The sequence below is a fragment of the Prolixibacter sp. NT017 genome, assembly GCF_009617875.1.
Classification (GTDB): Bacteria; Bacteroidota; Bacteroidia; order Bacteroidales; family Prolixibacteraceae; genus Prolixibacter.
The window spans coordinates 3,520,684-3,540,140 of record NZ_BLAV01000001.1 but is presented as its reverse complement, the minus strand read 5'-3'; the positions used below and the strand labels follow the sequence as shown (position 1 = coordinate 3,540,140).

18 protein-coding genes are annotated in these 19,457 nt (G+C 46.3%); 1 reads left to right on the top strand and 17 read right to left on the bottom strand.

The genetic code is table 11. The annotated features are described in order from the left end of the window. Positions 1-307: 307 nt before the first annotated feature. From GJU87_RS14775 to GJU87_RS14695, 17 genes are all read right to left on the bottom strand, one after another. The gene (locus tag GJU87_RS14775; RefSeq protein ID WP_194831544.1) at positions 308-1,201 is read right to left on the bottom strand and encodes an N-acetylmuramoyl-L-alanine amidase-like domain-containing protein; all 894 of its coding nucleotides are present in this window, start codon (positions 1,199-1,201) and stop codon (positions 308-310) included. A gap of 209 nt (positions 1,202-1,410) precedes the next feature. Beyond that, entirely contained in the window at positions 1,411-2,010 is a 600-nt protein-coding gene (gene hisIE, locus GJU87_RS14770; protein WP_153640199.1) for a bifunctional phosphoribosyl-AMP cyclohydrolase/phosphoribosyl-ATP diphosphatase HisIE, read from the bottom strand. A 50-nt stretch (positions 2,011-2,060) separates the two neighbouring features. Next, complete coding sequence (gene hisF, locus GJU87_RS14765; RefSeq protein WP_153640198.1) at positions 2,061-2,813, bottom strand: imidazole glycerol phosphate synthase subunit HisF; 753 nt, start codon at positions 2,811-2,813, stop codon at positions 2,061-2,063. A 3-nt stretch (positions 2,814-2,816) separates the two neighbouring features. Next, positions 2,817-3,548 (bottom strand): 1-(5-phosphoribosyl)-5-[(5-phosphoribosylamino)methylideneamino]imidazole-4-carboxamide isomerase, encoded by a 732-nt coding sequence (gene hisA, locus GJU87_RS14760; protein WP_153640197.1) that lies wholly within the window; start codon positions 3,546-3,548, stop codon positions 2,817-2,819. 12 nt (positions 3,549-3,560) lie between these two features. Next, entirely contained in the window at positions 3,561-4,169 is a 609-nt protein-coding gene (gene hisH, locus GJU87_RS14755) for an imidazole glycerol phosphate synthase subunit HisH (protein ID WP_153640196.1), read from the bottom strand. Between the two features lie 32 nt (positions 4,170-4,201). Continuing rightward, a complete protein-coding gene (locus GJU87_RS14750; protein ID WP_153640195.1) occupies positions 4,202-4,768 on the bottom strand; it encodes a TlpA disulfide reductase family protein in 567 nt (188 codons plus the stop codon). Positions 4,769-4,788: 20 nt separating this feature from the next. After that, positions 4,789-5,673 carry a formyltetrahydrofolate deformylase gene (gene purU / locus GJU87_RS14745; RefSeq protein ID WP_228492005.1) on the bottom strand — a complete coding sequence of 295 codons (885 nt, stop codon included), beginning with the start codon at positions 5,671-5,673 and terminating at the stop codon, positions 4,789-4,791. 502 nt (positions 5,674-6,175) lie between these two features. Next, the gene (hisB, locus tag GJU87_RS14740; protein ID WP_153640194.1) at positions 6,176-7,294 is read right to left on the bottom strand and encodes a bifunctional histidinol-phosphatase/imidazoleglycerol-phosphate dehydratase HisB; all 1,119 of its coding nucleotides are present in this window, start codon (positions 7,292-7,294) and stop codon (positions 6,176-6,178) included. A 23-nt stretch (positions 7,295-7,317) separates the two neighbouring features. Further along, positions 7,318-8,355 (bottom strand): histidinol-phosphate transaminase, encoded by a 1,038-nt coding sequence (gene hisC / locus GJU87_RS14735; RefSeq protein ID WP_153640193.1) that lies wholly within the window; start codon positions 8,353-8,355, stop codon positions 7,318-7,320. 3 nt (positions 8,356-8,358) lie between these two features. Beyond that, a complete protein-coding gene (gene hisD / locus GJU87_RS14730) occupies positions 8,359-9,645 on the bottom strand; it encodes a histidinol dehydrogenase (protein WP_153640192.1) in 1,287 nt (428 codons plus the stop codon). Positions 9,646-9,656: 11 nt separating this feature from the next. Next, positions 9,657-10,523: an ATP phosphoribosyltransferase gene (gene hisG / locus GJU87_RS14725; protein WP_153640191.1), complete on the bottom strand. Its 867-nt coding sequence runs from the start codon at positions 10,521-10,523 to the stop codon at positions 9,657-9,659. A gap of 275 nt (positions 10,524-10,798) precedes the next feature. Beyond that, complete coding sequence (gene dnaJ / locus GJU87_RS14720; protein WP_153640190.1) at positions 10,799-11,950, bottom strand: molecular chaperone DnaJ; 1,152 nt, start codon at positions 11,948-11,950, stop codon at positions 10,799-10,801. 36 nt (positions 11,951-11,986) lie between these two features. After that, positions 11,987-12,625 carry a nucleotide exchange factor GrpE gene (locus GJU87_RS14715; RefSeq protein WP_153640189.1) on the bottom strand — a complete coding sequence of 213 codons (639 nt, stop codon included), beginning with the start codon at positions 12,623-12,625 and terminating at the stop codon, positions 11,987-11,989. Positions 12,626-12,788: 163 nt separating this feature from the next. Then, positions 12,789-13,340, bottom strand: a complete 552-nt coding sequence (locus GJU87_RS14710) for a TlpA disulfide reductase family protein (RefSeq protein ID WP_228492004.1) — start codon at positions 13,338-13,340, stop codon at positions 12,789-12,791. Between the two features lie 39 nt (positions 13,341-13,379). Beyond that, positions 13,380-14,687, bottom strand: a complete 1,308-nt coding sequence (murA, locus tag GJU87_RS14705) for a UDP-N-acetylglucosamine 1-carboxyvinyltransferase (protein WP_153640187.1) — start codon at positions 14,685-14,687, stop codon at positions 13,380-13,382. Between the two features lie 12 nt (positions 14,688-14,699). Then, positions 14,700-15,311 (bottom strand): DUF4290 domain-containing protein, encoded by a 612-nt coding sequence (locus GJU87_RS14700; protein ID WP_153640186.1) that lies wholly within the window; start codon positions 15,309-15,311, stop codon positions 14,700-14,702. A 155-nt stretch (positions 15,312-15,466) separates the two neighbouring features. Next, positions 15,467-17,785, bottom strand: coding sequence for an ATP-dependent helicase (locus tag GJU87_RS14695; protein ID WP_153640185.1), 2,319 nt, complete (start codon positions 17,783-17,785; stop codon positions 15,467-15,469). A 168-nt stretch (positions 17,786-17,953) separates the two neighbouring features. Here GJU87_RS14695 and GJU87_RS14690 point away from each other — a divergent pair, with 168 nt between their 5' ends. After that, a complete protein-coding gene (locus GJU87_RS14690; RefSeq protein ID WP_153640184.1) occupies positions 17,954-19,261 on the top strand; it encodes a gliding motility-associated C-terminal domain-containing protein in 1,308 nt (435 codons plus the stop codon). The last annotated feature ends 196 nt before the right edge of the window (positions 19,262-19,457 follow it).

Sequence of the window (19,457 nt, the reverse complement as noted above, 5' to 3'; positions counted from 1 at the left end):
AGAAGGTCCTTATCTTTTTTAAAAAAGTCCGGACTTTATTTAAAAAAATACGGACCTCCTAAAATTATGTCTTGATCTTTTCAAATAATGTCTTGACATTTTTGCAGAAATGCTTAGATCTTTTGTCAGAAATGTCTTGACGTTTTTGAAAAATATTTTGATGTATTAAAATAAAGTCTTGACGATTTTTTGGAATGTTCTGATGTTCTTGGTACCGATGGCTTGGGTGAGTGAAAAAAAGAAGAACGGTGGTCATCAAAAAATCCCGGAAGTTTTTCCCGGGATTTCCTGTTGCTTCTCAATATTGTCAATCTTTTGGCGACAGCGGCCTGACCACCATAATGCCCGAAGCACTTTTTCGGGGGGCCAGATAGTCGGCCAGCGGTGTCGGGTCGATGATTACTTTTTTGGCGAGTGAAGAGGCCTGCAAAAGATGTACTCTTCCGTTTTCTTTCACCATGATGCCTACGTGCGAGATGTCGAGCCCTTTGATATTTGTGGTAAGAGCGGCAATATCACCATCCTGAATTCCCGACTCAACCTCTTCCAAATCCTGTTTTTTTATCAGATAAAACGAATGGGCTGAAATTTCTTTTTCCCGTTCGGCCATTTGCGGAACCCACTCCGGGTGTTTCTTTAGTTGAGGATAAAGGTCGGCGTGCGTGCTCATAAAATTGAGATTAAGCGGGTCGGGTATGCCGCCAAGTTGGTAGGTTACATCTTCTACCAGTCCTTTTTTCTCATTATTGGCAATCCAATCGCTGAAGTAGTGCAACCGGCTGAGATAGCCGTCCAGTTTGCCATTCCGGTAACGAACATTTTCCAGTTCGCGTGTAAACTTTCTGAATGTCGGTTTTCCACTTTTGATGGTCCGGGCAATTGCCAGGCAGTTTTCCACGAAAGTGGTACAATCGAGTTCCCGCAGGTTGATAATCAACTCTTCTTTATCACGGTTATCCAGTGTGTGGGCAACATACGGCGTGCCCAGAAATTCTTTACCGACCATTACCATTAATTGTCCCATCGAGGAATCTTTTTGGGGCTCCAGGTCATGAAAAATCCGGTCGAGAATCACTTTATCCTGGTCAGAATAAATCACGTCCGATGTGGGATTCGTCGTGTCTTTAGGGGAAGCTGCTTTGGTAACAAAAGGAACTGCCAGCACGGCAATTAGCAGCAAATACTTAAGAGACCGTTTCATACGTATTGTTTTAGCTTGAGGATTTTCAGTAAACGAAAACATTCGTTGAAGTTAGTGAACATGGCGATGAAAACAACCACTCTTTTGCGATTTGATAAAATACGAATGATTATTTCCGGTTAACGGAAAACAAAATACCATGAAAATTAAACACTTTCATGGTATATACTGACGGCAAACGCCTGTTTTATTTGGAGCAGCAACCTTCGTTATTTATGCCGCTTTTTCAATTCCCGGGCGATGTCTTCCAGACGGTAGCCTTTATAGGTTAACAAGACAATCAGGTGATACATCAGGTCCGCTGATTCGTACAACAGACGTTCATCGTTGTTCGCCATGGCTTCAATCACCGTTTCAACGGCTTCTTCGCCCACTTTTTGCGAAATTTTTGCAGTTCCTCTCCGGAAGAGAGAAGTAGTGTACGAACCTTCGGGCATTTCCTCTTTTCGCTTGTCGATGAAATCCTGCAACTCTTTCAGGAACATGAAGTCGTCGCTGCGGTTCACTTCGCCCCAGCAAGTGTCGGTTCCGGTGTGACAAACCGGTCCGGCCGGATTCACTTTAATGAGCAATGTATCGTCGTCGCAATCGGACTGGATGGAAACCACATGCAAAAAATTGCCTGATTCTTCCCCTTTGGTCCACAGTCGGTTTTTAGTACGGCTGAAAAAAGTGACTTTGTTTTCGGCTACTGTTTTGTCGTAGGCCTCTTTATTCATGAATCCCAACATCAAAACTTTGTTGGTCAGGTTATCCTGTATTATCGCCGGTATCAATCCGTTTCCGGCTTTGTCAAAATCAAGTTTCATTTTGTTGTTCCTTATTTTCGAAGTACAATTAATTCATCTATTTCCCGGTTTTACCGGACGACAATCCCTTGTTGGCGCAGGTAGCTTTTCAGGTCCGGAATGGCAATTTCGCGGAAGTGAAAAATGCTGGCTGCCAGTCCGGCATCGGCTTTTCCTTTGGTAAACACATCGACGAAATGCTCCATATTGCCGGCACCCCCCGATGCAATGATCGGAATGGACAGACTTTCGGACAAGTGAGCCAGCTCCTCGTTAGCAAATCCGTTTTTCGTACCGTCGTGGTCCATCGAGGTAAAGAGAATCTCTCCGGCTCCACGGCTTTCGGCTTCTTTAGCCCAGCTAAAAAGCTCTTTGTCGGTTTCAATCCGGCCGCCGTTTACCGTTACCGCCCAATGGTCCGGTTTTTTCCTGGCGTCGATAGCAACAACAACGAACTGGCTTCCAAAGTTCCTGGCCAGGTCATCAATTAGCTGTGGATTTCGTACAGCTGAGGAATTGATGGAAATCTTGTCGGCACCTGCTGCCAGCAGTTTGTCGGCGTCTTCCAGTTCACTGATTCCACCACCTACCGTGAAGGGAATATTGATTTCGCGGGCAATCCGTTTCACCAGGTCGACAAAGGTCTTTCGCCCTTCGTGCGTTGCGGTGATGTCGAGGAAAACCAATTCGTCGGCACCCTGCTCGGCATACAAAGCACCCAGTTCAACCGGGTCGCCTACGTTGCGGATGTTGACAAAATTGACACCTTTAACGGTTTGTCCGTCTTTGATATCGAGGCATGGTATAATTCGTTTTGCAAGCATGCATTAGCTGTTTTTCGCATAATATTGCCCGATTTCCTTCAGCGAAATCCGGTTTTCATAAATCGCTTTCCCGGTGATGACGGCGGGAATTCCGGCTTCGTCTAAATCCAGAACATCCTGCATGGAGCTGATGCCTCCACTGGCAATCAGGTACAATTCCGGCATCCGGTTCAAAATATCGCGGTAAAGTTCCGTTGCGGGTCCGGAAAGCATGCCATCGCGGCTAATGTCTGTACTGATGACCTGAGTTACTCCTTTTTCCTGCCAAAGGGCGATGAAATCCAGAATATTGGCATCGGTGGTTTCCTGCCAGCCCGAGACTGCAATTTTCCGATCGTGCGCATCGGCACCCAGAATAATTCGTTCGTTGCCGTATTTTTCCAGCCACGACTGGAATAGGTCGGGCGACTTAATGGCAATGCTGCCACCGGTCACCATCGCGGCGCCTGACTCGAAAGCAATCCGCAAGTCTTCGTCCGATTTGAGCCCACCGCCGAAGTCAATGGTCAGCGATGTATTTGTGGCTATGCTCTCCAGTATTTGATGGTTGACAATGTGACTGGCTTTGGCGCCGTCGAGGTCAACGAGGTGAAGTCGTTTTAGCCCGGCATCTTCAAACGAACGCGCTACTTCAAGCGGATTTTCGTTATACACCTTCTTCTGTGCGTAATCGCCCTGGTTCAGGCGAACACATTTCCCATCGATAATATCGATTGCCGGAATAATTTCAATCATGGTACTATCTCCTTAGCGGGCTTTGAGGTTGATAAAATTTTCCAAAATCCTGGCACCAATTGGTCCGCTTTTCTCCGGGTGAAACTGGGTAGCGTAGAAATTGTCGCGCTGCAAAGCTGCACTGAAGGGTGTAATATAATTGCAGGTTGCCGCTGTATCGTCACCGGCGGCTGCATAATACGAATGGACAAAGTAGACATATTGATTCTCCAACGAAGCATCGAACAAGTCACTTTTTAAGTTACTGATGCTGTTCCATCCCATATGAGGAACTTTGGTGACATATTCTTGTCCGGGAGCTGGAATAAACTTTTTCACCTTTTCGGGAAAAATACCGAGACACTCCACATCGCCTTCCTCACTGTGCGAACACATGAGCTGAAGGCCGAGGCAGATGCCCAGTACAGGCTGTTTCAGGCTGGTGATGAGGCTATCCAGCTTATGTTCCCGTAAATAGGCCATGGTGGTCGACGCTTCGCCAACCCCGGGAAAAATAACCCGATCGGCTTTGCGGATGAAATCCGGGTCGGCCGTAATAGTTGCATTTACGCCCAAGCGCTTCAGCGCCAGCTCAACCGACATAATGTTTCCGGCATTGTATTTTATAATGGCTACTTCCATTTAAAGAGTATACGTTTTGTCAAATAACAGACTTATTGTTTTAGTAACGAGTCGATGACTTCTTTCATCTGATTAAATTCATCCATTTTGAAAAGGCGGGTCATGTAAGCGATTTTTCCATCTTTTCCAATGATGACATTCCGGGTGACACCCGCATCTTTGTCTGCGAATAATCCGAAAATATCAGCACCGGGATCCAGTCCTAAAGGATAGGTGATTTTCATGTCGGAAGCATACCTTTTGACAACATTCAGCGGTTCGTCTCTATCCACTCCGATAAGGATAAAATCGGGATTGTCTTTGTGCTTTTCCCAGATTTCCTTCTCAATGTGGGGCATTTCTCGGCGGCAAACACCGCACCAACTAGCTGTAAACTGGAGCATCACGACTTTGCCTTTCCAGTCGTTTGTGGAAACTTCGGTACCATCGGTCAGTTTCATCGAAAACTCAGGAACATTTTCTCCGGGTTGCAGAATATAGCCATAACTGGCGGGGACTTTCTGCTTTCGACTTTGGTTATTGGCCGATTGAGCACAGGCAGAGATGGCCATCAGCAGGAACAAAGATGTTAATCTGATTAAGTTGCCATAGTTTTTCATGATGTGGGAGGATTTTGATTTTAGTTGAAAACAACTGTTCGGTTATTGTAAACAAGAATTTTTCTTTCCAGATGTTTGTAGACAGCTTCACTCAGAATAATTTTTTCCAAATCACGTCCTTTTCTCATCAGGCTGTTTACTGTGTCGATGTGTGAAATACGCGCCACGTCCTGAGCTATTATTGGGCCTGCATCCAGTTCCGGGGTTACATAATGACTGGTCGCTCCAATAATTTTGACACCGCGGGCGTGGGCCGCGTGATACGGTTTCGCGCCTGCAAATGCAGGCAAAAACGAGTGGTGAATGTTGATGATTTTGTTGGGGTAGTGTTTGACAAATTCATCAGACAACACTTGCATATACCTGGCCAGCACAACAAAGTCAATGTCGTAATCTTTCAGTAGTTGCAACTCTCTCTGTTCCTGCTCGGCTTTATTTTCTTTCGTAATCGGAAGACATTCGAAATCAATTCCAAATCGTTGTGCAACCGGGGCCAGCTTTTCATGGTTGCTGATGATGAGTGGAATTTCAACGTCCCATTCACCGGCAGTATACCGGGCGAGGATATCGAACAAACAGTGAGAAAGCTTCGACACAAAAACAGCCATTCTCGGTGGTTTGTCCGAGAAGTGTAGCCAAAAAGTGATATCAAAACGGCCTGCTACCAGCGTTCCAAAGTATTCGGCAATCTTCTCACGGGGAATCACAAATCCGTCGAGTTCCCACTCAACCCGCATGTAGAATAACTTCTCCTGTCTGTCGACATGCTGATCGAGGTAGATAATATTACCCTTATTCCGATTTAGAAATTCGGTAACCGCAGCCAAAATGCCTTGCTGGTCAGGGCAATGGATGAGAAGAATTGCGGTGTTTTTCTCGGTGTGTATTGATTTGATACTTTCCACGAAAGCTAAGTTTGTTTTGTACCTATTAAAATAAAGAAAAACCAGGGGCAGGAAGAAATTTTAAGAGTTTTACATCCAAAATTTAACCCCAATTTAAAACGAAACGGGCACAGCAAAAGGCTTCCTGTCTTTCAGGAAGCTTTTGTAAAATGGTGGAAAAGGATATATTAAATGCGAATCTGAGTGTTTGTATCGTAAACAACCAGCTATTGTGGTGGTGTCAGAACCTTTTTTAGCATCCGAATGGTAGAACCGCCGGCTAGTTGGGCGGTAGCTACCATGAATGGATGTTTTTGTTACGGATTGTGTCGACGAGCTTATTACTTTCTGCGCGAAAGCGAACTCATTAACTCCGTTATCTTAACTGGTTTTGGTTCTGAGACCGAATTAAGTGATCCTTTTCCTTTTGAACAAATTTTTTTGATGAACGACCGTTTTTATGTGGTGAATGTACCTTTCTTTGGGATGAAGTATTTTTATGTTAATAGAAAAAAGCGAAAATCTAAAGCATCCCTTTTGTCGATGGCAATGAATTTTTCATCGGATCTTTTCGTATGGCCATCCGGATTGATTTGGCAAATGCTTTAAAAATTCCTTCTATTTTATGATGTTCATTTGTTCCTTCGGCTTTTATATTCAAATTGCACAGGGCAGCATCGGAAAATGATTTAAAAAAGTGGAAGAACATCTCTGTCGGAACATCACCAATCATCTCCCGCTTGAATTCAGCATCCCATACGAGCCACGACCGGCCACCAAAGTCAAGTGCAACCTGGGCAAGGCAATCGTCCATCGGAAGGCAAAAACCGTAACGTTCAATACCTCGTTTATCTCCCAGTGCTTGCCGGAAGGCATTTCCCAAAGCAATGCCGGTATCTTCGATGGTATGATGTTCGTCTACTTCGAGATCACCGTTCACATGTATTGTCAAATTGCAACCGGAATGGCGGGCAATCTGGTCGAGCATGTGGTCGAAAAATCCCAGCCCGGTTGAGATATTTCCTTTGCCGGAGCCGTCTAAGTTAACAGTAATGCTGATTTTCGTTTCGGCGGTTTCCCGTTCAATGGTAGCTGTTCGTTCGCCTGTTGCCAGGAACTGGAAAACTTTCTCCCAGCTATTGGTGGTCAATGCACAGTGAGCTTTCAACGCTTCATCATCGATTTCCTTTTCGGAGAAGAAAATCGCTTTAGCACCCAGATTCTTGGCGAGTTCTACATCGGTCAGCCGGTCTCCGATAACAAAAGAGCCGGGCAGATCATATTCTTCGCTGAAATATTTCTGCAGCAGGGCTGTTCCCGGCTTTCGTGTAGGCGCATTTTCTTCAGGGAAGGTCTTGTCGATATGAATTTCGTCGAATGTGATGCCTTCGTTTTCAAACGCCTTCAACATTTTATCATGAGCCGGATGGAATGTATCTTCCGGAAATGAATCGGTTCCCAGACCGTCCTGATTGGTGACCATCACCAATTCGAAATCGAGCAGGTTCCGGATACTGTACAGGTTGCGAAAAACGCCCGGTATGAATTCCAGCTTTTCCAGCGAATCCAACTGGTAATCCTCCGGTGGTTCAACTACCAGTGTTCCATCCCTGTCTATGAAGAGTACTTTTTTCTTTTTCATTTTCAGATGATATTGAAAGCTTTTCAAACTAACGCTTCCAGTGCTTCAATCAGTCGTTGGTTTTCCATTTCAGAACCTACGCTGATGCGCAGACTGCCTTCGCAAAGCGCCACTCCGGAGCGATCGCGCACAATGATTTTCTCTTCAACGAGGTAATCATAAATTCCGCGTGGATCGTGTGTTTTTATCAATAGAAAATTGGCGTCGCTGGGATAAACCTTCACCACAAACGGGAACTCCCGTAGCTTTTCAGCCAGCTTTTCCCTTTCGGAAACCAGGATTTTAACCCAATCCGATTTTTCTTTCTCCAGCTCAATCAGCTCGATCGCTTTCAACTGGGTCAGAATGTTGATGTTGTACGGATATTTAATGCGATTGAGTACGTCGATGATTTCCTGGCTGGCGAATGCCATTCCCAACCGGATACCTGCCATTCCCCAAGCTTTGGAGAAGGTTTGCAATACAACCAGGTTAGGATGTTCCGGCAACTCGGGAAGCAGCGATCTTTCCGGACAAAAATCAATGTACGCTTCGTCGACAATAACCAGCCCCGTGAAGTTATTCATGATTTCCAGCATAGCCTCTTTTCCCAGAGCATTCCCGGTGGGATTGTTGGGTGAGCAGAGGAAAACCATTTTAGTATTGGGTGTGACCGTGTCCAACACCGTCTTCGGTGAAAGCGTATAATCGGCATTCAGTGGCGCTTCGATAACTTTCACATCGTTTACATCGGCAGCCACGCGATACATGCCGTAAGTGGGAGCGATGGCAACAATATTGTCTTTCCCGGGAGTACAAAACGCCCGAATCAGCAAGTCGATGGGTTCGTCGCTTCCATTACCAAGGAAGATGTTTTCCGGCGGCACCTTTTTTACCGGTGCAATTTTGCTTTTCAGTTCCGTTTGCCGGGGATCGGGGTACCGGTTGTAAGGAGCATTGAACGGATTCTCGTTGGCATCGAGAAATACCGCTGCCTCGCCCGAGAATTCGTCGCGAGCGGATGAATATGGCTTTAATTTCCGGATGTTGTCCCGCAACAGATTTTGTATATCGAATGTCATTTTTTATGATTCACTGGAGTTGATACGCAAGGTTGCTGCATTCTTATGGGCATAAAGCAATTCCCCTTCGGCCATCGCTTCGATGATAGGTCCCAGCTGTTGGATGCCGTCTCTCGATATTTCCTGGAAAGTAATCTTCTTACAGAAACTTTCAAGGTTCAATCCGCTGAATGAGCGTGCCCATCCTTGTGTTGGGAGCGTGTGATTTGTCCCGGAAGCATAATCGCCGGCACTTTCGGGAGTGAAATTCCCCAGAAATACGGAACCGGCATTCGTTATCCGGTCAGCGTGGTTCGTGGTATTCCGGGTCGCAATGATTAAGTGTTCCGGTGCGTAGAAGTTGATTAGCTCAATCATCTGCTCTTCATCGTTCACCAAAATGGCCCGGCTATTTTCCAATGCTTTGCTGGCGATAGCCGCTCGTGGCAGTTCCGAAAGTTGCCGGTCGATGGCTTGCATGACCTTCGCGATAAGCGGTTCTTCGGTGGTAACCAGAACAACTTGGCTGTCCGGGCCGTGTTCAGCCTGTGATAGCAAATCGGCAGCAATGAATTCTGGTTCCGCTGACTCATCGGCCATTACAGCCAGTTCGGACGGACCTGCCGGCATATCGATGGCACAGTCGTTTACAGAGACAATCTGTTTGGCGGCCGTCACCCAGGAGTTTCCCGGTCCAAATATTTTGAAGACACGGGGAACCGTTTCTGTTCCGTATGCCATCGCACCGATAGCCTGTACACCGCCGATTTTATAAATTCTGGAAACCTCCACTAAACCGGCAGCGAACAGGATGGCCGGGTGAATTTCACCTTTTTCGTTGGGAGGTGTGCAAAGAACGATTTCCTTGCAGCCGGCAATCTGGGCCGGAATTCCGAGCATCAGAACAGTTGAGAACAGTGGCGCTGAGCCGCCGGGAATATAGAGTCCAACCTTGTCAATCGGTACAGATTTCTGCCAGCACTTCACGCCGGGTGCTGTTTCAATCATCCGCATAGGCGGCTTTTGTATCTCGTGGAAAGCGAGAATATTCTTTGCCGCTTTCTGAATGGCCTCTTTCAGTTCGGGCTCAATCAAATTTGCAGCCTTCTCCATTTCATCTTTGCTCACCCTGAATTCTTCCAGGTCGGCTCCGTCGAAACGTCTTGTATAATCACGAACAGCAGCATCACCTTTCTTTTTCACATTGTCAAGAATCATCCTGACCGTGCTGTTGATCGAAGAATAATTGTTAGCCGGGCGCGAGAGAATTTTGGGCCACGTATTAAAAAGAGGATAATTGTAAATCTGCATCGAACGAATTTTTATAATATCATTTTCTCAATAGGTACTACCAGGATGCCTTCCGCCCCGTTTTTCTTCAGGTTGCCGATGACCTCCCAAAACTCGTTGTCATCGATTACCGAGTGCAGTGAACTCCAGCCTTCAATAGCCAGGGGCATTACCGTTGGTGAAGTTGTTCCGGGCAGTACTTCAACAATCTTATCTATTTTGTGGTTCGGGGCATTTAGCAGGATATATTTTTTCCCTTTACCCATTTCCACCGACTCGATTCTGAAAATCAACTCATCGAGTATACCTTGTTTCTCTTTGGAAAGTTTTGGGTTAGCCACCAAAACAGCTTCGGATTTCATCACCGCTTCCACCTCTTTCAGGCGGTTGCTAACCAACGTACTTCCGGAACTGACAATGTCGAAAATGGCGTCGGCCAGGCCAATGCCGGGCGCTATTTCCACAGAACCCGTAATGACATGAATCTCAGCATCAATTTTCTTCTCAGCCAAAAAATCCTTGAGGATTTCCGGATAGGAAGTTGCAATTTTCTTTCCGTTGAACCATTCCGGACCTTCGTACTCGTTCACCTGTGACTGCGGAATTGCCAGTGAAAGGCGGCACTTACTGAACCCCAAATGTTTGATGACATCCACCTGCTGCTTCTTTTCAGCTACTTCGTTGAATCCGACAATTCCGATGTCAGCCACGCCGTCAGCAACTGACTGAGGGATATCATCATCCCGAAGGTACAAAACTTCCATGGGAAAATTTTTTGCTGCCGAGATGAGTCTTCTCTTGCCGGAAATCAGATCAATACCAGTTTCTTTAATCAGACCGACTGAGTCTTCGTTTAAGCGGCCTTTGGTCTGAATCGCGATGCGTAATGTTGAGTCCATGTCGATTTTTTAGATATAAAAAAAGGCTTACCTCATTCAAGGTAAGCCTGTTAATTTTAATGAATATTTTTTGACATTCCAATTAGGGCCTACCTTTTAGCAGGAGATGATGATGGCCGTAATGGAAAATTGCGTTGTTCATATTCTTATTGTTGCTGCAATGATACGTATTTTATAAAAACGGCACAACAGCAAACGAAAATATTGGAAGTATTTTAATGTTTAATTAATGCGAAAAAATAATGGCGGAGCATTAATCATAAACATTACTCTTATCAGAACATATCTTTTACCTTGTCAAAGAAATTCCGGTCCTCCGAAGCGGCATTTTTTGCACTGAAATTCTCCGATTCCTGGAGTTTTTCCAGTTGTTTCTTTTCGTCGTTGCTCAGTTTTTTCGGAACCCAAACGTGAATGCGAACCAGCAAATCGCCCTTGCCATAGCCGTTCAGATCGGGTAATCCTTTTCCGCGTAAGCGAAGTATTTTTTCCGGTTGTGTTCCGGCGTCAACTTTCACCTTCACCTTGTTATCAACCGTTGGTATTTCGGATGTTGTTCCCAAAGCCAAATCGGGGAATGACAGATACAAGTTGTAAATCAAATCATTTTCATCCCGAATCAGTTCCGGATGTTTCACTTCGTTGATAAGTACCAGCAAATCACCGGGAACACCACCACGACGAGCCGCGTTTCCTTTTCCGCTAACGGAAAGCTGCATGCCTTCAGCCACGCCTGCCGGTATTTTAATGTTAATAACCTCTTCACCTCTAACGATTCCCTCGCCGTGGCATTTATCACATTTATGCGTAATAATCTGACCTTCGCCACCACAAGTCGGGCAAGTGGAAGTGGTTTGCATTTGTCCGAGGAAGGTGTTGCTGATACGGGTCACCTGGCCTGAACCGTGACAGGTAGAGCATGTGCTGTAGCCATCGCTGCCCTTGGCCCCACTACCGTGACAACTGTCACAAGTGACGTATTTCTTGACCTTGATTTTTTTCTCTGTACCGTGTGCAATTTCTTTCAGTGTCAGGCTGGCTTTTACCCGTAGGTTGGAACCGCGGTTCGTGCGACGGTGTGTCCGTCCTCCACCGGATCCGAATCCGCCAAAACCGCCAAATCCACCACCAAAAATATCACCAAACATGGAGAAGATATCGTCCATGGACATGTCGTGGCCACTGAATCCGCCCTGACCACCGCCAAGTCCGGAGTGTCCAAATTGGTCATATCTCTGACGTTTTTCGGGATTGCTTAGTACCTCGTAAGCCTCGGCAGCCTCTTTAAAGTTCTCTTCAGCCGTTTTGTCACCCGGGTTTTTGTCGGGGTGGAACTGAATCGCCTTTTTTCGGTAGGCTTTTTTTATCTCTTCCGGGCTGGCACTTTTGCTAACCCCCAAAACTTCATAATAATCTCTTTTTGCCATTATCCGATTTCTTTCCTGTCAGTTAATATTTCCGTTTTACTCTCCAACTACCACTTTGGCAAATCGAATCACTTTATCATTCAATACGTATCCTTTCTGGATTACATCAACTACTTTGCCTTTCAGATCGTCGGATGGTGCCGGAATTTTTGTCAGGGCTTCATGCAGATCGGTATCGAACTCTGTTCCGTTGGCTTCAATTTCTTTTACACCATTTTGGTTCAGAAATTCTTTAAACTTGCCGTAGATCAGCTCAACACCGTCTTTCACGGCGGCTGATTCAAGTCCCTGTTCCATTGAACTAATGGCGCGTTCAAAATCATCGATAACCGGCAGAATATTGACCAGAATGCTCTCTCCAGCTGTTTTGGTCAGTTCCATTTTCTCCTTCAATGTTCTTCTGCGGTAATTATCGAATTCAGCAGAAAGGCGCAGATATTTGTCATTCATTGCTTCGACCTGCTTTTCCAATTCTGCTACTTTGTCCGCGTCCTTGTCCTTTTTCGACTTTTTCTTGTCTTTCTTATCGTCGTGTTTCTCTTCTGATTGTTTTTCTTTATCCGCTGTTGAAACTTCGTTATTGTCGGAGGAGCTGTCAATTGGTACTTCTTTTTCTTCCATTTCGTTGGTATTCATTTCTTTTTGTTCCTCCTGTTGTTTTTTTTCTTTGCTCATACGATTGAAGTTTTCTAATCGATTTCGTCACTGTTCAACAAAACTTTTGCCAATTGCCTAATTCGGACAAATTGACATTTTTCGCCCCTACCGACTGTCAAAGCGGTTGAGCCGAAAAGTAATTGTCCGCAAAAGTAAGGATTCCTACGGGACTGTTCGCAAATTATTTCTGTAATGTCGAAAGGGTCTCTATAAGTTGATTGCCACGAAGATTGCGGGCAACAATGACTCCTTTTCCGTTGATAAGAAAGTTGGAAGGAATTCCGCGCACGCCGTAAACTCCGGCGTATTTCGACATCCAGCCTTTCAAATCGCTGACGTGCCAGGGCCATGACAGGTTATCCATTTTGACTGCATGTTCCCATGCTGTATGGCTTTGGTCGAGCGAAACACTAAATACGGAAAAGCCTTTTCCTTCCTGAAAATTTTTATCCTTAAACTCATCGTAAGCTTTTACCACGTTGGGATTTTCGCGGCGGCATGGTCCGCACCACGATGCCCAGAAATCGATTAACACCATTTTCCCGCGCAAAGCGGAAAGTTTGAGGGTGTCACCATTGATGCCGGTTTCGACAATGTTGGGCGCTGTTTTTCCAACCGATGTTCCCACCGGCGGACCTGTGCTTTTGTTTTTGTGGTTCTTGGCAAGGCTTGCATTTGCCGTAAACGCAATAAAAGCTATAGTAAGCAGTGAGGTGAGGATGCGATATTTCATGATCATGTTTTTAAGTTCGACATTCAGAGATTGAATCTGTTATGATTCTCTTACAATCTTCGCGCCAAGACTGTTTAACCGAACGTCGATTGCTTCGTATCCCCGGTCGATTTGCTCGATATGATCGATGGTAGAGGTGCCGGAAGCGGAGAGGGCAGCGATAAGCAAAGCAACTCCTGCCCGGATGTCGGGTGAGGTCATATGTGTTCCCCGTAACTGAAGGGCCCGGTCGAGACCGATAACCGTTGCGCGGTGCGGATCGCAAAGGATGATTTTAGCTCCCATGTCAATCAGTCGGTCGACAAAGAACAAACGGCTCTCGAACATCTTCTGGTGAATCAGGACACTGCCGCGGGCTTGCGTTGCTACGACCAGGAAAACACTAAGTAAGTCAGGTGTTAGTCCCGGCCAGGGCGCATCGGCAATAGACATAATGGAACCATCGATGAACGATTCCACTTCGTAGTGTTCCTGGGAAGGAATAAAGAGATCGTCACCCCGGTTTTCGAGTTGTATGCCTAACCTGCGAAAAGCATCGGGGATGATACCCAGATTCTGTAACGAAACATTCTTAATCGTGAGGGCAGACGAAGTCATCGCTGCGAGGCCAATGAAACTTCCTACCTCTATCATGTCGGGCAGGAGCGTATGTTTGCATCCGCTTAGCGATGTGACACCATCGATGGTGAGCAGGTTGGAGCCAATTCCACTGATGTTGGCCCCCATCAAATTAAGCATTCTGCACAGTTGCTGTACATAGGGCTCACACGCTGCGTTATAAATGGTTGTGGTTCCTTTGGCGAGCGTGGCAGCCATCACCAGGTTGGCGGTACCGGTAACCGAGGCCTCGTCGAGGAGCATGTAGGTGCCGGAAAGTCGGTTGGCTTTTATTTGGTATTGGCCGTTATCTGCATCGTAATGAAAATCGGCCCCCATTTTTTCAAGACCGATAAAGTGGGTGTCCAGTCTGCGGCGCCCTATTTTATCGCCTCCGGGTTGTGGAATTATTCCTCTTCCAAAGCGGGCCAGCAGCGGACCGATGATCATAATAGAACCGCGCAAGCCACTTGCCAGCTTCCGGAATTCTTCGGTATTAAGATAATCGATGTCAACATGGTTGGCCTGAAAGCTATAATCGCCTTTTGCTTTGCGGTTTACTTTTACCCCAAACCCTTTCAGCATTTCGATGAGTTTTAGCACATCGCTGATTTCGGGGATGTTGGCGATATTTACCTCTTCGTCGGTGAGTAAGACTGCACAAATTACCTGTAAAGCTTCGTTTTTGGCTCCCTGTGGAATCAGTTCTCCGGTGAGTGAGCGTCCACCTTCTATGATAAACCGTGCCATATAAGTGGCTAATTACTTATGTTTCCGGTTAGCTCCTTTGCTTTTCTTTTTATTGCTGCTTCCGCCACTTTTGAGAATATCGCGGGTATCGGCAAGTCTTGAAATTTCTTCGGTTTTCAGGTCACCTTCCGATAATTCCTCCAGATCTTTTAAAATTTTATCGTCGTTTACCGTTTCCTTGTTCCAAACGACAAACGATTTCTTCATCTGGTTGGCCAGCATTTGGGTCAGTTGTTTTTTCTCCGGACTGTCATCGTCGTATTGAGCGGCTTGCTCGATCATCTTTTCGATGAGTTTTCCGTAGTGCCGATATTTGATCGGAGCATTAGTGTATGGTACCGGCTTGGGTTTTTCGAGGAAGGTTTCCGGACGGGGAGGATCATAAGGGTAGTCAATGTCCAGTTTGAAATCGGACATAATGGCGATATGATCCCATAATTTGTGTCGGAAATCGCTGACATCACGAAGATAGGGATACATGTTCCCCATGATTTCGATGATTTGATTGGCCGCACGGTTTCTCTCTTCGCGGTCTTCGATAGAAACCACGTAGTCAACCATTTTGTGAATATTCCTTCCGTACTCAGGAAGTTTCAGTTTTTTTCGATTCGAGTTATAATCCATTGAAAAGTATCTTCGGTTAAGTGGCATTTTGCATAATGCGGGAGTATCAGGCAAAAGCACGAGGGATTTCGATCACAAATCTAATCCTTTTGCCGCATAATACAAAAAGTTAAGGTTCTCGGGGTATCGAAAATGAATTTCGCAGCTGCCTTATCTTATTCCACGATTTTTAGTTTGGCAAATTTCAACAGCAGGTGTTTTTCTCCGGCATTGGGAAAAAATACCTTGGCTTTCCGGTCGGGCATTGTTCCTTCAATGGCTACTACCTTTCCCCGGCCAAAACGTTGATGTTCCACAAACATGCCGGCCTGTATTTCTTCCGGATCGCTTCCCGTAAATGCTGTGGCATTTTGTCTGCTGGCTTCATTCAGACGGGTAAGGCGTTTCCCGAGTTGTTCATTGCCCTGTTGACTGCGAATACCCATTGGGCTTCGCTTGGCACTTCTCGTTTCCTCCTTGGCAGTGGGTACTGATTCCCGTCTGGGAATATGAGCTTGCAGTCCTCCGGATTTGAAATAGAGGAATTGCTCGTCAATCTCGCCGATGAAACGGCTGGGATTACAAAATTCGAGATTTCCCCAGCGATAGCGTTGTTTGGCAAACGAGAGCCATGCATTTTGCTCTGCCCGGGTAAGCGCTACGTAAAACAGGCGCCGTTCCTCTTCCAGTTCCGGCGCGGTCAACGTACCCGAAAATCCCGAGGGAAAGAGGTTCTCTTCCAGGCCAACGATAAATACATTTTTAAATTCCAGTCCTTTGGATGAGTGAACCGTCATCAGGGTCACCTTATCAAAATCTTCTTCTTTATCTGTATCCTGGTCTGTCAGCAGGGCGACTTCTTCCATGAAGTGGTTGAGCTGGTTGGGGCGACCTTCCTCTTTCGCGTTGAGCGAGAAATCCTGGATGGCATTCAGCAACTCCTGCACGTTTTCGTAACGGCTTAAATTTTCCGGAGTTTTATCCTTGTAAAATTCTTTCAGCATGCCGCTGTCGGAAGCAATCTGCATGGCCAGCTCATAGGATTCTGTCGAAGCGAGCTGACCGGCAAAACCTTCGATCATATGGATGAACTCAGCCACTTTACGCTGTGTTCCGGCATTCAGCCCGGCCATTTGGCACTCATCCGGATTCGAAGCAATTTCCCAGATGCTTTGATTGTTCTGGACCGCATAAGTCTCCAGGCGTGTCATGGTCGTGTTACCGATGCCACGTGCCGGATAATTGATGATCCGCTTGAACGCTTCGTCGTCCTTCACGTTGATGGTCAACCGGTAATAGGCCAGCAGATCTTTAATTTCCTTACGCTGGTAGAACGAAAGTCCCCCGTAGATTTTGTACGGAATATTTCTTTTTCGCAGCGCTTCCTCGAAAATACGCGATTGGGCATTGGTCCGATAGAGGATGGCAAAATCGGCATACCGGTGCTGGTGATTCATCCGCATGTCGATGATTTCGTTCGCCACCAGGTATCCCTCTTCGTTGTCTGTCAGTGCACCGATTACCTGAATCTTTTCTCCTGTGGCGTTTTCGCTGAATACCCGTTTGGGTAGCTGTCGTTTGTTTTTTTCGATGAGGCTGTTGGCTGCATCGACAATGGTTTGTGTCGAACGGTAATTCTGCTCCAGTTTATAGGTGTTGAATTCGGGATAATCTTTACGGAAGTTCAGAATATTTTCAATTTTCGCTCCCCGGAACGAATAAATACTTTGGGCATCGTCGCCCACCACGCAGATGTTTTCGTGGTTCTGCGCCAGTTTTTTCACAATCAGGTATTGCGAGAAGTTGGTATCCTGGTACTCATCGACCAGAATGTATTTGAAACGCTCCTGGTATTTCTTCAGAATATCTTCGTGGTTCTTGAACAGCAGGTTCGTTTGGAGCAGCAAATCGTCAAAATCCATTGCTCCTGCATTTTTACAACGTCGTGCGTATTCTTTATACACTTCGGCCAGGCGGGGAAGGCGAGCGGCCTGGTCTGCTTCTCGAATTTGTGTGTTCTGCTGGTAAGCAACCGGCGTAATCAGGTTATTCTTGGCTGCCGAAATCCGATTGTAAACCAAGCCCGGCTTGTACGTTTTATCGTCGAGCTTCATGCTCTTAATGATGGTCTTCAACAAACTTTTGGTGTCCTGCGTGTCGTAAATCGTGAAGTTGGACGGGTAACCGATAATCTCTGCTTCGCTTCGCAGGATACGGGCAAAGATGGAGTGAAATGTTCCCATCCAGAGGTAGCGCGCTGTCTGGGAGCCAACAATCTTCGCGATCCGCTCTTTCATTTCACGTGCAGCCTTGTTGGTGAAGGTGAGCGCCAGCACAGATGAAGGTGGAACGCCATTCTTCAGCAGGTGGGCAATTCGGTAGGTAAGTACGCGTGTTTTCCCGGAACCGGCACCGGCAATCACCAGCGAAGGTCCTTCGGTATTGATAACGGCATCGCGTTGGGCTTCATTTAATTCCTCGAGGTAGTTGTTCACGCCGGGAGTGGATTAATCGGTTAAAAAATAGTAGTTTCTTTTCAGCAACCAATTGCAAATATAACTGCCTGACAGGAAAAATTTCAATGGTCTGTCAACGAATTCAAATTAATTCCCGTCGATTATTTTTATACTTGTATTCAGGTTTAACCGCAAAGAATTACCTGCATGCAAATTAACCCACTGGTTGCTAAAGTCTGGCTTGTTGTTTTTCTCGTATCCGGAATAACTCTTCATTCGAATGCGCAGCAACTTACTGCGCCGGCATCTGATTTTTCGGAAAGTACGAGTTATCCGGTTACCCCGAATAACGATATGATTTACTATTTCTGCACGCAGCAGGGGCAGCAGATTGCCGAACTGCAGGCAGAGTCGGCTGGTGGTGTAGTAACATTCAACTGGACAAAATACAACAGCTCCACCGGCACTTTCGACGCGTATACAACCGAAAGCGGAGCGTCATCTGTTATACAGAATCTGGCAGATGGCTGTTACCAGGTTTCGTTCACCGATGGTGGCACCAATTATTCATTTCGGGCGTGGGTTTTTAACAGTTGGTTGCAGGCAACGGCTGCAGTATCTGCATCAACCTGTACATCATTTCAACTTGAATCGACGGTAACGGGTTCGACTTTTGCCTATTACGATATTACTTCGAATCAGCAGGTAACGGTGGCATCCAATGACACGTATGCCTGGTACGGTGGTGACGTGCGTTTGTCGACTCAGCCGGCCTTTACCATGTACGATGTTCCGGCGCAAAATACGGATTACCGGCTGGAAGTAACCAATCGGGCGGGCTGCTTAGCAACTGCCACGGTGACGTACCAATCGGTAGTACCCGAAGCCAAATTTTCGTGGACAACCACCCAGAAAAGTGATCCGCAGTACTCGAATTACCAGGCACCGTTGGAAGTGCAGTTTAATAACGAGTCGGTTAATGCGGACGACGATAAATACGAATGGTTTCTGTTCAAAGATATTACAGCTATCAGGGAAGAAGCTTCCACGGCAACGCAACCGGTCGATTCGATTATGGAAACACTGATCGGTGTGAATCCCGTTTATACTTACGAAAACTCGGGACGCTATATGGTGAAGCTGGTAGCAGCCAAGGAAAATCCGAATTTCACCTGTCGTGACACATTTTACCTGGGTGATTATATTGTGGCCGATACCGCCCTGGTATTGGTTCCGCCTGTATTTACGCCCAATGGTGACGGAATGAACGATGTGTTAAAAATCAAAACACGTTCGCTGGAATCGCTCGATTTTCAGATTTTGAATCGATGGGGAAGGACGGTGCACCATTACAAAAAGAGCGGCTATATCCCTGCAGACTCCGAATTGGCAGCATGGGATGGTAAGATAGGCGGGAAACCGGCTTCAGCGGGCGTTTATTTTTATGTGGTGGACGCGAAGGGCCGCGATGGAACACGACGACGACGAAAAGGATTTATACATCTCATCCGGTAAGTCTGCCGGACAAGCCGGTTCGTGAAATTGTTACAAATAATTCGGTAAGGGTAGGCCGCCAGTCTTCCGGAGAAGGTAAATCGGGGGCCTGATGAAAAAATATTTCGATCCCGATGGAGAATTTTTTTCTTCCCGATGGAAATTTTTTTCGATCGGGATGACGCTATGCATCTGCCGGGAAGAGAATATTGCAGAA

Coding starts and splice junctions, on each gene's coding strand:
- hisC (WP_153640193.1), bottom strand. CDS start 8,355: ATGACATTCGATATACAAAATCTGTTGCGGGACAACATCCGGAAATTA.
- hisB (WP_153640194.1), bottom strand. CDS start 7,294: ATGAAAAAGAAAAAAGTACTCTTCATAGACAGGGATGGAACACTGGTA.
- hisIE (WP_153640199.1), bottom strand. CDS start 2,010: ATGAAACTTGATTTTGACAAAGCCGGAAACGGATTGATACCGGCGATA.
- GJU87_RS14750 (WP_153640195.1), bottom strand. CDS start 4,768: ATGAAAAACTATGGCAACTTAATCAGATTAACATCTTTGTTCCTGCTG.
- hisH (WP_153640196.1), bottom strand. CDS start 4,169: ATGGAAGTAGCCATTATAAAATACAATGCCGGAAACATTATGTCGGTT.
- GJU87_RS14775 (WP_194831544.1), bottom strand. CDS start 1,201: ATGAAACGGTCTCTTAAGTATTTGCTGCTAATTGCCGTGCTGGCAGTT.
- GJU87_RS14715 (WP_153640189.1), bottom strand. CDS start 12,625: ATGAGCAAAGAAAAAAAACAACAGGAGGAACAAAAAGAAATGAATACC.
- murA (WP_153640187.1), bottom strand. CDS start 14,687: ATGGCACGGTTTATCATAGAAGGTGGACGCTCACTCACCGGAGAACTG.
- hisG (WP_153640191.1), bottom strand. CDS start 10,523: ATGGACTCAACATTACGCATCGCGATTCAGACCAAAGGCCGCTTAAAC.
- dnaJ (WP_153640190.1), bottom strand. CDS start 11,950: ATGGCAAAAAGAGATTATTATGAAGTTTTGGGGGTTAGCAAAAGTGCC.
- GJU87_RS14710 (WP_228492004.1), bottom strand. CDS start 13,340: ATGAAATATCGCATCCTCACCTCACTGCTTACTATAGCTTTTATTGCG.
- GJU87_RS14700 (WP_153640186.1), bottom strand. CDS start 15,311: ATGGATTATAACTCGAATCGAAAAAAACTGAAACTTCCTGAGTACGGA.
- GJU87_RS14690 (WP_153640184.1), top strand. CDS start 17,954: ATGCAAATTAACCCACTGGTTGCTAAAGTCTGGCTTGTTGTTTTTCTC.
- hisA (WP_153640197.1), bottom strand. CDS start 3,548: ATGATTGAAATTATTCCGGCAATCGATATTATCGATGGGAAATGTGTT.
- hisD (WP_153640192.1), bottom strand. CDS start 9,645: ATGCAGATTTACAATTATCCTCTTTTTAATACGTGGCCCAAAATTCTC.
- hisF (WP_153640198.1), bottom strand. CDS start 2,813: ATGCTTGCAAAACGAATTATACCATGCCTCGATATCAAAGACGGACAA.